Annotated in this window: 14 protein-coding genes and 3 tRNA genes; 10 read left to right on the top strand and 7 right to left on the bottom strand. The window is 72.2% G+C overall.

Annotation, left to right across the window (positions count from 1 at the left end; translation table 11 throughout):
• Positions 1–93 precede the first annotated feature (93 nt).
• The gene (locus tag ACR68M_RS14850; RefSeq protein ID WP_441250959.1) at positions 94–321 is read right to left on the bottom strand and encodes a hypothetical protein; all 228 of its coding nucleotides are present in this window, start codon (positions 319–321) and stop codon (positions 94–96) included.
• A 339-nt stretch (positions 322–660) separates the two neighbouring features.
• On the opposite strand from ACR68M_RS14850, the gene ACR68M_RS14845 reads away from it, so the two are divergent.
• From ACR68M_RS14845 to ACR68M_RS14835, 3 genes are all read left to right on the top strand, one after another.
• Positions 661–864: a cold-shock protein gene (locus ACR68M_RS14845; protein WP_441250958.1), complete on the top strand. Its 204-nt coding sequence runs from the start codon at positions 661–663 to the stop codon at positions 862–864.
• Positions 865–1,149: 285 nt separating this feature from the next.
• Positions 1,150–2,664, top strand: a complete 1,515-nt coding sequence (locus tag ACR68M_RS14840) for a DEAD/DEAH box helicase (RefSeq protein ID WP_441250957.1) — start codon at positions 1,150–1,152, stop codon at positions 2,662–2,664.
• Between the two features lie 126 nt (positions 2,665–2,790).
• Positions 2,791–3,363: a hypothetical protein gene (locus ACR68M_RS14835; RefSeq protein WP_441250956.1), complete on the top strand. Its 573-nt coding sequence runs from the start codon at positions 2,791–2,793 to the stop codon at positions 3,361–3,363.
• 22 nt (positions 3,364–3,385) lie between these two features.
• Here ACR68M_RS14835 and ACR68M_RS14830 read toward each other — a convergent pair whose 3' ends face one another.
• Positions 3,386–4,138: an SDR family oxidoreductase gene (locus tag ACR68M_RS14830; RefSeq protein WP_441250955.1), complete on the bottom strand. Its 753-nt coding sequence runs from the start codon at positions 4,136–4,138 to the stop codon at positions 3,386–3,388.
• Positions 4,139–4,241: 103 nt separating this feature from the next.
• On the opposite strand from ACR68M_RS14830, the gene ACR68M_RS14825 reads away from it, so the two are divergent.
• The 3 genes from ACR68M_RS14825 to ACR68M_RS14815 all read left to right on the top strand — a co-directional run bounded on the left by ACR68M_RS14825 (position 4,242) and on the right by ACR68M_RS14815 (position 8,579).
• Entirely contained in the window at positions 4,242–5,159 is a 918-nt protein-coding gene (locus ACR68M_RS14825; RefSeq protein WP_441250954.1) for a LysR family transcriptional regulator, read from the top strand.
• Positions 5,160–5,290: 131 nt separating this feature from the next.
• The gene (locus ACR68M_RS14820; RefSeq protein WP_441250953.1) at positions 5,291–7,270 is read left to right on the top strand and encodes a glycosyl hydrolase; all 1,980 of its coding nucleotides are present in this window, start codon (positions 5,291–5,293) and stop codon (positions 7,268–7,270) included.
• Positions 7,271–7,469: 199 nt separating this feature from the next.
• On the top strand, positions 7,470–8,579 hold the full coding sequence (locus ACR68M_RS14815; protein WP_441250952.1) for an NYN domain-containing protein: 1,110 nt from the start codon (positions 7,470–7,472) through the stop codon (positions 8,577–8,579).
• Here the strand turns inward: ACR68M_RS14815 and ACR68M_RS14810 are convergent.
• Complete coding sequence (locus ACR68M_RS14810; protein ID WP_441250951.1) at positions 8,554–9,099, bottom strand: Uma2 family endonuclease; 546 nt, start codon at positions 9,097–9,099, stop codon at positions 8,554–8,556. The two genes, ACR68M_RS14815 and ACR68M_RS14810, sit on opposite strands and share 26 nt — an antisense overlap.
• A gap of 137 nt (positions 9,100–9,236) precedes the next feature.
• On the opposite strand from ACR68M_RS14810, the gene ACR68M_RS14805 reads away from it, so the two are divergent.
• Positions 9,237–9,914 carry a hypothetical protein gene (locus ACR68M_RS14805; protein WP_441250950.1) on the top strand — a complete coding sequence of 226 codons (678 nt, stop codon included), beginning with the start codon at positions 9,237–9,239 and terminating at the stop codon, positions 9,912–9,914.
• Positions 9,915–10,021: 107 nt separating this feature from the next.
• Here ACR68M_RS14805 and ACR68M_RS14800 read toward each other — a convergent pair.
• The 4 genes from ACR68M_RS14800 to ACR68M_RS14785 form a co-directional block, all read right to left on the bottom strand.
• Positions 10,022–10,095, bottom strand: a tRNA-Phe gene (locus ACR68M_RS14800).
• Between the two features lie 27 nt (positions 10,096–10,122).
• A tRNA-Asp gene (locus tag ACR68M_RS14795) sits at positions 10,123–10,196 on the bottom strand.
• Positions 10,197–10,255: 59 nt separating this feature from the next.
• Positions 10,256–10,328: transfer RNA gene (locus ACR68M_RS14790), tRNA-Glu, on the bottom strand.
• 108 nt (positions 10,329–10,436) lie between these two features.
• Entirely contained in the window at positions 10,437–10,778 is a 342-nt protein-coding gene (locus ACR68M_RS14785) for a metallopeptidase family protein (protein WP_441250949.1), read from the bottom strand.
• A gap of 85 nt (positions 10,779–10,863) precedes the next feature.
• Here ACR68M_RS14785 and crcB (ACR68M_RS14780) point away from each other — a divergent pair, with 85 nt between their 5' ends.
• The 3 genes from crcB (ACR68M_RS14780) to crcB (ACR68M_RS14770) are packed head-to-tail and all read left to right on the top strand — an operon-like array spanning position 10,864 to position 12,049.
• Entirely contained in the window at positions 10,864–11,304 is a 441-nt protein-coding gene (gene crcB / locus ACR68M_RS14780; RefSeq protein ID WP_441251619.1) for a fluoride efflux transporter CrcB, read from the top strand.
• Positions 11,301–11,666: a DUF190 domain-containing protein gene (locus ACR68M_RS14775; protein WP_441250948.1), complete on the top strand. Its 366-nt coding sequence runs from the start codon at positions 11,301–11,303 to the stop codon at positions 11,664–11,666. The genes crcB (ACR68M_RS14780) and ACR68M_RS14775 overlap by 4 nt, the downstream gene beginning before the upstream one ends.
• Positions 11,663–12,049 (top strand): fluoride efflux transporter CrcB, encoded by a 387-nt coding sequence (crcB, locus tag ACR68M_RS14770; RefSeq protein WP_441250947.1) that lies wholly within the window; start codon positions 11,663–11,665, stop codon positions 12,047–12,049. The genes ACR68M_RS14775 and crcB (ACR68M_RS14770) overlap by 4 nt, the downstream gene beginning before the upstream one ends.
• The last annotated feature ends 109 nt before the right edge of the window (positions 12,050–12,158 follow it).

Raw genomic sequence — 12,158 nt, 5'->3', positions numbered from 1 at the left:
AACGCACGAGGGCCGGTGCCCCCGCTCTGCTGAGCGGGGGCACCGGCCCTCGTGGTGTCTCGCCAACGGGCGCTGACCGTCGGCGAGTTGGCGCTAGAGCAGGAAGAGCTTGGCGAACGGTGCGGTGATCCGTTCCTGGTGTGAGCCGAAGTCGGCGAGCACCGCGATGTTGCCGTCGCCCTCGACGCTGATGATCCGGCCGAGGCCGTACTCGTCGTGGGACACGCGGTCTCCGACGGCGAAGTGCTTGGGCGTCGGTGGGGCCGCAGCTCGGAAGGGGCTGGTGGGCAGGTGGCGCCGGGGCGCGGCTGAATTCGTCATCTGTGCAAGTATGCGCCCGTTGCGGGGCCGGTGAGGGGATCCTGCGGGGCCGGGATTTCTGGATCTTGGACGGCGGCCCGGACGGCGGCCCGGCAGCGGCCACCCGGTGTGACGGGCGACGCGCCCGGGGAAGTCGGGATCGAGAAGTCCCCCGTTCCGGTTCGGACCCTGCTACAGTCGTGGTAGTTGCAGTTGTGGTTCCCATGAACTTTGTGTGCGCCTGCTGGTAATGCCGCAGGCGCATTTTGTTTCCCGGATGGTTAACCGGGCGGGTCATCATCGCGGCGACGCGAAGCTCGCGAGGCGCGGGCTTCGATGCCCCATGAAGGAGATTTTTCTATGGCTAATGGCACCGTGAAGTGGTTCAACGCGGAAAAGGGCTTCGGCTTCATCGAGCAGGACGGTGGCGGCCCGGACGTCTTCGCCCACTACTCGAACATCAACGCCCAGGGCTTCCGTGAGCTGCTCGAGGGCCAGAAGGTCGAGTTCGACGTCACGCAGGGCCAGAAGGGCCCGCAGGCCGAGAACATCCGCCCGCTCTAGTTCTTCCCGCTGCCACGGCTTTTCCGCCAAAGCAGTTGCAGAGGCCTGCACCGCGCGTTCGCACGGTGCGGGCCTCTCGCCGTTTTTATGAAGATCGGCCCGGCTTTCCGGGCTTCCGGCCTCGCCATCGCAGGCCGAGCGCGCGCTGACCGTCCGTGACGGGTCGTCCGGTCGAGGTTGCCGACGCGCCGCTCCCCGCAATTCCTGGCCCGTTCTTGCGAATTTCATGCGGCTTGCTGCCGCGGAGTCTTCCAGGCGACGTGCCGCTCCCGGGAAGGCTCCCGCATGATTCGCTCCACAGGTTCTCCGTACCGCGCGTCCGGCCGCTCGTCGGGCCGCCCGCCCGGCTCCGGCGCACGCCCGACCGGTCGTCAACACGCCCGTCCCTCGGGCGAGTTCGCGGTGCCGGTCACCATCACCCCGGCGCTCCCCGCCGTCGAGGCGTTCGACGAGCTCGACCTGCCGCAGGCGCTGCTCGTGACGCTCGCCCGACGGGGCGTCAGTGCGCCGTTCCCGATCCAGGCGGCCACCCTGCCGAACTCGCTGGCCGGCCGTGACGTCCTCGGCCGGGGCCGGACGGGCTCCGGCAAGACCATCGCGTTCGGGCTGGCCGTGCTGGCCCGTACCGCAGGGCAGCGGGCCGAGTCGGGCCGACCGCTGGCGCTCGTCCTGGTGCCCACCCGCGAGCTCGCCCAGCAGGTCACCGAGGCGCTCGCGCCGTACGCCGACTCCGTCCGGCTCCGGCTGGCCACCCTCGTCGGCGGCATGCCGATCAGCCGCCAGGCGCACGCGCTCCGGCGTGGCGCCGAGATCGTCGTGGCCACCCCCGGCCGACTGGCGGATCTCGTGCAGCGCGGCGACTGCCGGCTCGACGGTGTCGCCGTCACCGTGCTCGACGAGGCCGACCAGATGGCCGACATGGGCTTCCTGCCGCAGGTCACCGAGCTGCTCGGGCAGGTCGCCGAGGGCGGGCAGACGATGCTGTTCTCCGCCACCCTGGACCGCAACGTCGACCGTCTGGTGCGCCACTTCCTCAAGGACCCGGTCACACACTCGGTGGACCCGTCGGCGGCCACCGTCAGCACGATGGACCACCACGTGCTGTACGTGCAGAACTCGGACAAGACCTCCGCCATCGCGCACATCGCGTCCCGCGACGGCGGCGTGATCATGTTCACCGAGACCAAGCAGGCCGCAGACCGTCTGGTCGAGGGCCTGCTGGCCAGCGGGGTGATGGCCGCAGCGCTGCACGGCGGCAAGTCGCAGCCGCAGCGCACCCGCACCCTGGAGCAGTTCCGCGCCGGTGCGGTCACCACCCTGGTCGCCACCAACGTCGCCGCCCGGGGCATCCACATCGACGGGCTCGACCTGGTCGTCAACGTCGACCCGCCGGCCGACCACAAGGACTACCTGCACCGTGGCGGCCGCACCGCCCGCGCCGGGGAGTCCGGCACGGTCGTCACCCTGGTGCTGCCCAACCAGCGCCGGGGCACGGCCCGGATGCTGGCCGCCGCCGGGATCGTCCCCGAGTCGGCCCGCGTCCAGCCCGGCGACGAGCAGCTCGCCCGGATCACCGGCGCCCGGGTGCCGACCGGCGTCCCCGTGGTCGTCCCCGACCCGGTGATCGAGCGCCCCCGTCGCAACAGCTCCCCGGGTGGCCGCAACGACCGCCGTACCCGCCCGGCCTCGGCCTCCGGTCGCCCGGCCTCCGCCTCCGGGCGTCCGGTCTCGGCTTCCGGCCGTCCGGCCTCTGCTTCGCCCCGCAGCGGATCGGCCACCCGCGCGCCGCGCACGCCGTAGCCCCGTACGGGTGGGCCGACCGGCACTGCGCCGGTCGGCCCACCCGGCGCCGCCGACCGGCCGATCGAAGCCCCCCGGGCGGTGGATCAAGGAATACCTTGATCGTTCCGCGGACGTTGGCACGGTATGAACGACAACCCCGCCGAGACCGCCCGTACCCTCGCCAGTGAGGCGATGACGATGCTCGACCAGAGCCGACGGGACGCCGCCTCAGCCCTCGCCGCCGTAGCCCGCGTCTACGCGGGCCTGGCCTGCACCCAGCCCGTCCACCGGCCACCTGTCACCTTCCCGAACTCCCGGGGCGTCATCGTCCCGGCCGTCCGCGACGAGCGCCGTGCCCCGGCCGAGCACCGCACGGCAGCCGGGCACGATGCGCCGACCGAACATCGGGGCCTCGACGATCCCGGTGCCCTAGACGAGCACGGCGTGCCCGTCCTGCTCCTGAGCGCCCACCGGGCCGTCGAGCACGCGGGCGGCCGGATGTACGTCGCCGACCTCGCCAGGCACCTGGCCCTCGACCCGCACGAGCTCGGCGTCGAGCTCAACGCCCTGCTCCGGCGGGTAGGCATCACCCGCCCGGGGGCCGGGACACTCCCCGTACCGGGCGGCAACTCCCGCCCCGGCTATCTCGCCCACACCCTCGCCGCCGCGATCGACGCCCACCGCAGCCTCGTCCCGGCCGGTCCGCCGGGGCACTGAGGGACTCGCGGGTAACCGGCAGTCAGACGAGCCGCCCGCCGCCGTCGACGTGCAGCACGGTGCCGGTGACGTACGGGTTGCCGATGGCGTACAGCACGGCCTGGATCAGGTCGGCGGGCGTGCCGACGCGGCGGGCCGGGTTGCGTTCGGCGACGCCGCGCAGGAAGGCGGCCTTGTCCGAGCCCAGCCCGTCCCAGGAGCCGGTGTCGACGATGCCGGGGGAGACGGCGTTCACCCGTACGGGGGCGATCTCGACGGCGAGTGCCTGGACCAGGAAGGCCAGGGCGCCGTTGGTGGTCGCCATCACCGTGCGGGCGGGAGCCGGGCGCCAGGCCGCGACACCGGAGAAGAAGGTGAACGAACCCCCCTCGGCGGCCTGTCCGGCGAGGTGCTTGGCCAGCAGCAGCGGGCCCAGCACCTTGGCGGCGAACGCACGCTGGACGTCGGCGAGTCGGAGCTCCGCCAGCGGGCCGTTGGCGGGCATCGCGGCCGTGGAGACCAGATGGTCGAAGCGGCCGGCCTGCTCGGCGAGACGGGCGATCGACTCCTCGTCGCCCAGGTCGACCGGGACGACGAGGGCCGGGCCGGTCAGCTCGCCGGCGGTCCACTCCAGCTTCCGTGGGTCGGGCCCGGCCAGCACCAGGTCGGCCCCGGCCGCCGAGGCGGCCTGGGCGAGCAGCCGGCCGGTGTGCGAACCGGCGCCGACCACCACGAGGCGCCGCCCTTCGAGCGCGGGGCAGGCGAGACGGTCGGCGGTGGGGGCAGGGGTGGACATGGTGGAACTCCTCCTGGGCTGGACGGTGGCTGTTCGAGAAGCCTCCCGCTGCCCGGCCGATGAGTCCAAGGCATGTTCTCTACCGCTGCGATAACTTCTGCTCATGGCTACGCTGCGACAGCTCGAATACCTGGTCACCGTCGTCGACACCGGATCCTTCACCCGGGCGGCCGAGCAGCTGCACGTCACCCAGCCCGCCCTCTCGCACCAGATGCGCGCCCTGGAGACCGCACTCGGCGGCCCGCTGGTCGAGCGCCTCCCGCGTTCGGTCCGGCTCACCCCGACCGGGCGGGCCGTCCTGCCGCACGCCCGCGCGGCGCTCGCCGAGGCCGCGCGGGCACGCTCCGCCGCCCGCTGCGCGGCCGGGTTGGAGGAGGGTGAGCTGGAGGTGGCGACGGTCTACTCCGTCAGCCTCGGCCTCCTGCCGCCCGTCCTGCGCACCTGGCGGCAGCGGCACCCGGGAGTCCGGATCCGCCTGCGCGAGTACCCGCACGCTCGCGAACTCCAGGCCGCGATGGCCGCCGGGCAGGCCGATCTCGCCGTCGGCCCGACCCCTGCCGACTGGGAGGGGCCCGTACGGGACCTGGGCATCGAGGAGTTCGTCCTCGTCCTGCCGAGTGACGACCCGCTGGCGGCCGGGCACGCGGACGGATCTCCGGCCGTCGGCGGGCCGCTCGCGCTCGGCCGGCTCGCCGACCGCCTGTGGGTCCACTACGCCCCCGGCAACGGACTCGCCGACCTCCTCGACCAGGCCTGCGCGCAGGCCGGGTTCCAGCCCGGGGTCGCCGTCAGGGCCGAGCAGACCTCCGCCGTGCCGCTGCTCGCCGCCGCCGGTCTCGGCCCGGCGCTCGTGCCGGCCAACATCCTCCCGCCCGGCTTCGACGGCGCGGTCCTCCGCCCGGACCCACCGATCCGGCGGACCCTCACCGCCTACACCCGCACCCGACCCGACCCGCTCACCACCGCGTTCGCCGAGCTGCTCGCCCAGACCTCGCCAGTGCTGGTACCGGGCGCCTCCTGAGCAACTCCTGCGCGCTCCGATGCCCCATCAACTTCTGCCCTGCCCAACAGTGTTGGGTTCCCCGCCTGCCGAAGGGCTCAGGTCGGTCTGATTAAGTGTCGATCATGTTGCGAAGAGTCCGTGCCGCGTTGATGTCGACGCTCCTGCTGGCGCCCCTCCTGCTCGGGGCGCCGGCCGCCTCGGCGGCGCCCGCCGTCACCCCGTCCGACCCGCTCGCCACCACCGCCTCGGCCCAGGTGCTCGACTGGCTGGCCCACCTGCCGGGGCGGGCCGGCAGCCGGGTGGTCTCCGGCCTCTTCGGCGGCTACAGCGGCTCCGCCTTCTCGCTCGCCCAGACCGAGGACCTGAAGGCGCAGACCGGTCGGTACCCGGGGCTGATCGCGTGCGACTACGCCTCCGACGGCAGCTCGACCATCGACTCCTCCTGCAACGCCGACCTCAAGAACTGGTGGGCCAGGGGCGGCCTGGTCTCCGTCAGCGTCCACGCGCCGAACCCCGTCCAGCCCGACCTCAAGGGCCTGTACACCCACCTGGAGAACTTCCAGCAGCTCACCGACCCGACGACCACGGTCGGCGCCGCCTGGCTGCGGACCCTCGACCGGACCGCCGCCGGGCTGGCCGACCTCGACTCGGCGGGTGTGCCGGTGCTCTTCCGCCCGTTGCACGAGATGAACACCTCCGGGGCGAACGCCTTCTGGTGGAGCGGCCAGGACCGGGCGGCGTACATCGCCGTCTGGCAGTACACGTACCGCTACCTCACCCGGACGAAGAACCTGCACAACCTGCTCTGGGTCTACTCGCCGCTCTGCGGCGCCGGCGACCGCGCCGCCTACTACCCGGGCGCCGCGTACACCGACGTGGTCGGTCTCGACTGCTACCCGACCGACCCGGCCGCCGCCCAGGGGTACGGCGAACTGACCGCCCTGCACAAGCCGTTCGCCTTCGCCGAGATCGGCCCGCCGAACGACCCGACGACCCACGTACCGGCACCCGGCTCGTACGACTACGGCCGCTGGGCCGACGCGATCCGCACCCGCTTCCCGGCCACGACCTACTTCCTGGCCTGGAACGACAAGTGGAGCCCCACGGTGCAGCTCGGCGCGAGCACGCTGATGAACGACCGGTGGACGGTCGGCCTCGGCGGGATCAAGCTGTCGGCGCTGACCGACCCGCCAGGGCCACCGCGCCCTCCCGCGCCGGGCGTGCTGCTCGAAGGCTTCGAGAACGGGCCGGACGGCTGGGGCGGCTGGCAGACGCTGCACGGGCCCTGGTCCGTGGACGAGTGGGCCTCCCAGCAGAGCCGCTCGCTCAAGGCCGACATCGACCTGACCCGACCGGAGACCTACCTGAACAAGGTCGCACCGCAGGATCTCAGCGGCTACGCCACGCTCTCCGTCGACGTGCGGACGGCCCCCTGGGGCGACCAGGCCGCCGGGACGAGCGCCAAGCTCTACCTGCGGACCGGCGCCGGCGCCACCTGGTACGACAGCGGGCCCACCGTGGTCGGCCCGGACGGCGCCGTCCTGACCATGCCGCTGGCGGGCGTGGCCGACCTCTCCGACGTCCGCGAGATCGGCGTCCGCTTCGCGCCCGCCCCCGGCGCCTCGGGCCAGAGCTCGGTCTACGTCGACAACGTGACCGCCACCCGCCCGGCGACCACCCTGGGCGACTACGAGACCGGCACCACCGAAGGCTGGTCCGGCTGGCTGACGCTGCACGGGCCCTGGGCGGTCGACGAGTGGTCGGCGCAGGGCAGCCACTCCCTCAAGGCCGACGTGCAGCTGGAGAAGGGCGAGTCCTTCCTGCTCCAGCACTACGCCACCCCCGTCGACCTCACCGGCCGTCTCACCCTCACCGCAACCGCCCGGACAGCCCCCTGGGGCGACCAACGGACGGGCACGAAGGCCAAGCTGTACGTGAAGGCCGGCGCCGCCTGCGACTGGTACGACGGCGGCACCTACCCGGTCGACTCGAACAGCACCCAGCTCCACTTCAACCTGGCCCGGGTGCCCGACCTCACCAAGGTCTGTGAGATCGGCGCCGACTTCGTCCCGGCCGACGGTGCCAACGGCCAGTCGTCCGTCTACCTGGACGCGGTCGCCGTGCGGTGACTCTGTGGTGCCTGGCCCGTCGACCAGGCCCAGGCGGCGATCCCGACCCGGTCCCGGAGTGGCGTAGGCACCTCTGCCGATCGGCAGAGGTGACCCACCTGGTCCCCACGAATCTCTGCCGATCGGCAGCTGCCGCCGGTGGGTGCCGACGAACGAGGCTGGAGGCGAAGGCACCGGAGCGATGTGACGAGGAGTCGGGATGCGTGGGTTTCGCTGGTTGCGGTTCTGGCCGGACTGGTCCGGCTACGCGGCGGCGGTGTGGTCGCTGCTGTACGGGGCGGCGGGCCTGTACTGGGCTCTCGGCGGCGGCGGGTTCCCCTTCGCGAAGGTCGCCCCGGAGCGTTCGACGCTGTCCATCCTGGAGCCGAGCCGCGCCGAGGTGCTCGCACCGGTGATCGCGGTGCTCGGGCTGGCCGGTGCGGTCGCGGCGGTGCTGATGGCCCAGGGGTGGGGGTCGGGCCGCGCCCGGCACGTGCTGCTCGGCTTCGGCTGGCTCCAGGCCGTCACCCTCGCGCTGGTGATCCCCGACTACACACTGATCGGCATCCTGGCGCTCTGGCCGGTGCTGCTGGTGTTCGTCTTCACCGGGGTGCCGGGACCGCAGCACACCATCGGCAACGTCATCTTCTGGCACCGGGACAACATGCTCATCGTCTTCCTCGGCGGTCTGCTCTGGGCCGCCGCGACGCTGGCCTACCAGCGCCGCACCGGGCAGGTCTGCCTGCGCTGCGGCCGGGGAAGGCGGACCGCCGCGCGGTGGACGAGCCCGGAGGCGGCTCTGCGCTGGGGGCGGGTGGCCGTCCGGGTGGCCGGTCTGGCGACCCTGCCGTACGAGATCACCAGGGTGGCCTGGTACCTCGGCTTCCCGCTCGGGATCACCCCCGCATTCGAGAAGGAGATGCAGGACACGCCCCACCTGCTCGAGATCGGGCTCTGCCTGGGGCTCGCCTCCCTGGCCGGCACCGTGCTGACGCAAGGTCTGGTCCGGGGCTGGGGCGAGGTCTGGCCACGCTGGGTCTGGTGGAAGGCCGGCGAGCCGGTCCGCCCGGCCGTCGCGATCGTCCCGGCGTCGATCGTCGCGGTGGTGCTCATCCCGGGCGGCCTGATGATGGCCCGCGTCGGCCTCACCGCCGACATGTGGGGCACGAACGGCCCCGGCATCCTGTGGATCGTCTGGGGCGCGGCCCTCGGCGCCGCCACCCTCGCGTACCACCTACGCCGCCGCGGAGCCTGCCGCCACTGCGGCCTCGGCACGGCCCAGCCCGTGGCCGTCCCGGCCCAGGTCAGTACGGGAGCAGCTCGGTCGTGATCAGGTCGAAGTCGAACGGCTCGGGGATGTGCAGCGTCTCGCCGAACTCGATGTCCTCGCGGCGGTGGTACCTCGTGCTGTCGGGGCGGCTGAAGAGCGTGACGGTCTTCTGCCTGGCATCGATCAACAGATACAGCGGGATCCCCATCAGTGGGTAGTCGCGCACCTTCCCGACCCAGTCGTTCTCCGGGTTGGAGGGGGAGACCAGCTCGACGGCGACGACGGCGACCTCGGACGGGACCTGATTGGCAGTCGTCTCCAGCGCCTCGCCCGGAAGGTATGTCAGATCCGGGTTACGGCTCTTGCCCACCTTGGGTGAGACCAGGTCGGTGTTCTCGCTCGGCAGCAGCTCCGACGGGGCGTGCGCATCGAACTGGCGGCGGACGAGGAGCAGGTTCCGCTGGTGGATGCCCGAGGGGCTGACCATCATCACGATGGTGTCGCCCGACAGCTCCACCTTGAACCCGTCGGGCAGGCTTCTGCGGGCCTCTTCGAGGAGTGCGAAGCGCTCCGGGTTCATGCGTGGTGCCTCCTGGGGGTGCCGGACAGCATCTCAGCGTAGTCCGCGACGGGCTTCGGCATCGGCCGTACGGCTCCGGTGGCCCGGGGCCGGTAATCCGGTGTTCAGGGGGTGGCTGCCCTTGGGATGATCACGTAATGGCACTGCTTGTTCCCCCGGCCGGGCGGTCGGCCGCCGCCGAGTACTTCGTCGGCGAGTTCGAGACCCATGTCACCGTCGGGTGCGGCGCGGAGGGCTTGCTCCGCCTCGAGCAGTGGGCCGCCGTCAGAGGCTTGAAGCTCACACACATCGTGCTCGCCCGAGGGCGGACACCCTCGCAGCCGATGCTGACCCTGGGCGGGGCCGGGACGTTCCGCCAGCACGAGGCGGTGGCGGCGGCGCTGGCCGACGACCTGCGGGCTGCCGGCTTCGAACCCGTCCGGGTGAAGATCGAGGCGACTCCGTGGACCCGTGGAGTGCCGGCGTCCGACGCCGATGCGGAGCGGCTCGGCCCGTCGGTCTACTTCGAGCACCACCTCAAGGTCGTCCTGGACCCGGGTACCGATCGCGAGGAGCTGGCCGCGCTGGTCGGCGGCCACGCCGCACACGTCTCGTGGAACGCACGGCGGATCGTGGGCGCCGGTCAGCAGCAGCGGTTCATCACCCAGCGTTGCCACGGGGTCGGGCTGAAGACCGCCGGCGAGCGGCTGGAGGGGCTGATCGGCGTGGTGTCCGACGCGCGCTTCGAGATCGTGTCCGTGGAGCGGGAGTTCGTCGTGTACGACAGCAACATCGCGGTCGACGACGGCTGGATCGAGGACGGGGCGCAGCGATGACCGGTGCGGGTACTGGCGTACCGGTTGGCATACCGGTTGGCGTACCGGGCACGAGAAAGCCCCCGGCGAGTGAACTCACCGGGGGCTTTCTTGCTGTTCAGCAGCTGTGGCCAGGGCCGGGGTCGAACCGGCGACCTTCCGCTTTTCAGGCGGACGCTCGTACCAACTGAGCTACCTGGCCGTACTGCACCGCCTCTTGCGAGACGAGCGATCCTGACGGGACTTGAACCCGCGACCTCCACCTTGACAGGGTGGCGAGCTAACCAACTGCTCCACAGGACCTCGTGCGGATCTCATCCGCTTCAGCGCCTTGCGACGCTGACTTTACTACGGTACTGCCGTGCCCCCAACGGGATTCGAACCCGTGCTACCGCCTTGAAAGGGCGACGTCCTGGGCCACTAGACGATGAGGGCTTGCGGCCCGCCCGGCTGGCTTGCAGCGGTCGGGGACGTGAGAAGCATATGGGATGTGGGGCGGGAACGCCAAAACGCTTTCGGGGCGTGCCGAGGGGTGCCCCGGGGTCAGGACCAGCCGAGTTCGTGCAGCTCGTGGTCGTCGAAGCCGAAGTGGTGGGCGACCTCGTGGATGACGGTGGTCCGGACTTCGGCCACGGCCTCCTCCTGACTGGCGCACTGCCGGAGGGTCGGGCCCATGTAGATGATGATCCGATCGGGGAGCACCCCGGCGTACCACTCGCCGCGCTCGGTGAGCGGGGTGCCCTCGTACAGGCCGAGCAGCTCGGGGTCGGCCGGGTCGGGCTCGTCCTCGACGAAGATCGCCACGTTGTCCATCATGGCCGCGAGTTGCGGCGGGATCTGGTCCAGGGCATCGGAGACCAGGGTCTCGAACTCGTCCCGCGTCATGTCCACCGCCTCATTGTCGGGTGCGGGGTGACGGTATGCCAGGTGATCGGCACCGGTGATTCACTGGAGTGTGGAATCCGAACGGATCGAGGCGGCCGCACCGAGGGTGCGGGAACGCCGGAGCAGCAGGTGGGGCCAGGGGCCGGCCGTCCTCGTCGTGGCGCTCGGCGGGGTGCTCGGCGCCTGGGCCCGGTACGGGGCCGGCCTGCTCCGGCCGGTCGCGCCCACCGGCTTCCCCTGGACCACACTGGCCGTCAACGTCGTGGGCTGCGCCGTGATCGGGGTCTTCCTGGTCGCCGTCACCGAGATCTGGTCGCCGCACCCGCTGCTGCGCCCGTTCATCGGCACCGGCGTGCTCGGCGGTTTCACCACCTTCTCCACCTACGCGGTCGACGTGCACCGCCTGGTCGCCCAGGGCTACGCCGCTCGGGGGCTCGCCTACCTGGCGCTGACCCTGCTGGCCGCGCTCGCGGCCGTCTGGGCGGCGGCCGGGCTGACCCGGAGACTGCTCAGGAGGGCCCGATGACCGAGCCGCTGACGACCGAGCCGCTGGTGACCAGGGAACTGCGGCTGACCGTGCTGGTCGGGGAGAACGACACCTGGCGGCACCGGCCGCTCTACAGCGAGATCGTGCACCGGGCCCGCGCCGCCGGGCTGGCCGGGGCGAGCGTCTTCCGGGGCATCGAGGGCTTCGGCGCGACCTCCGTCGTCCACACCACCCGCCTGCTCTCGCTCGGCGAGGACCTGCCGGTGGCCGTGCTGGTCGTCGACACCGCCGAACGGATCAGGGCCTTCCTCCCGCAGCTGGACGGCCTCGTCACCGACGGCCTGGTCACCCTCGACGAGTGCGAGGTCGTCAGGTACGGGCCCCGGCAGGCCGAACGGTGAGCGGGGCGACGGACTGGCTGCTGGTCGCGGCCGGGGCGGCTGTCGGTGCACCCCTGCGCTATCTGACGGACCGTGCGGTGCAGGCCCGGCACGACACCGTCTTCCCCTGGGGCACCTTCACGGTCAACGTCGTCGGCTGCGCCGTGCTCGGCCTGCTCACCGGCGCGGTCACGGCCGGGGTGAGCTCCCCCGGGCTGCAACTGCTGCTCGGCACCGGCCTGTGCGGCGCGCTGACGACCTACTCGACCTTCTCCTACGAGACCCTCCGGCTGGCCGAGAGCGGGGCCCGGCTGCTTGCCGTCGCCAACGTGGTGGGGAGTCTGCTGGCCGGGCTGGGGGCGGTCTGGGTCGGCACGGCCCTCGCGCAGGCGTACTGGGGCTGAGTTTCGGCCTGCGCTGCCCGTGTCCGGGGGCGCCGTCGCCGCGTTGGGCACCGAAAGCGGGCCGCGCGCGGTGAGCGGTGGGCCTTCGGCCCGGCAGGGGAGAGGTACT

Origin of the sequence: Kitasatospora sp. McL0602 (assembly GCF_052076145.1) — a bacterium.
Lineage (GTDB): Bacteria > Actinomycetota > Actinomycetes > Streptomycetales > Streptomycetaceae > Kitasatospora.
This window is presented reverse-complemented; position numbering and strand designations above follow the sequence as displayed.

Excerpts from the sequence above, each read along its gene's own strand:
- ACR68M_RS14850 (WP_441250959.1), bottom strand. The coding sequence starts at position 321 with ATGACGAATTCAGCCGCGCCCCGGCGCCACCTGCCCACCAGCCCCTTC.
- ACR68M_RS14845 (WP_441250958.1), top strand. The coding sequence starts at position 661 with ATGGCTAATGGCACCGTGAAGTGGTTCAACGCGGAAAAGGGCTTCGGC.
- ACR68M_RS14840 (WP_441250957.1), top strand. The coding sequence starts at position 1,150 with ATGATTCGCTCCACAGGTTCTCCGTACCGCGCGTCCGGCCGCTCGTCG.
- ACR68M_RS14835 (WP_441250956.1), top strand. The coding sequence starts at position 2,791 with ATGAACGACAACCCCGCCGAGACCGCCCGTACCCTCGCCAGTGAGGCG.
- ACR68M_RS14830 (WP_441250955.1), bottom strand. The coding sequence starts at position 4,138 with ATGTCCACCCCTGCCCCCACCGCCGACCGTCTCGCCTGCCCCGCGCTC.
- ACR68M_RS14825 (WP_441250954.1), top strand. The coding sequence starts at position 4,242 with ATGGCTACGCTGCGACAGCTCGAATACCTGGTCACCGTCGTCGACACC.
- ACR68M_RS14820 (WP_441250953.1), top strand. The coding sequence starts at position 5,291 with ATGTCGACGCTCCTGCTGGCGCCCCTCCTGCTCGGGGCGCCGGCCGCC.
- ACR68M_RS14815 (WP_441250952.1), top strand. The coding sequence starts at position 7,470 with ATGCGTGGGTTTCGCTGGTTGCGGTTCTGGCCGGACTGGTCCGGCTAC.
- ACR68M_RS14810 (WP_441250951.1), bottom strand. The coding sequence starts at position 9,099 with ATGAACCCGGAGCGCTTCGCACTCCTCGAAGAGGCCCGCAGAAGCCTG.
- ACR68M_RS14805 (WP_441250950.1), top strand. The coding sequence starts at position 9,237 with ATGGCACTGCTTGTTCCCCCGGCCGGGCGGTCGGCCGCCGCCGAGTAC.
- ACR68M_RS14785 (WP_441250949.1), bottom strand. The coding sequence starts at position 10,778 with ATGACGCGGGACGAGTTCGAGACCCTGGTCTCCGATGCCCTGGACCAG.
- ACR68M_RS14775 (WP_441250948.1), top strand. The coding sequence starts at position 11,301 with ATGACCGAGCCGCTGACGACCGAGCCGCTGGTGACCAGGGAACTGCGG.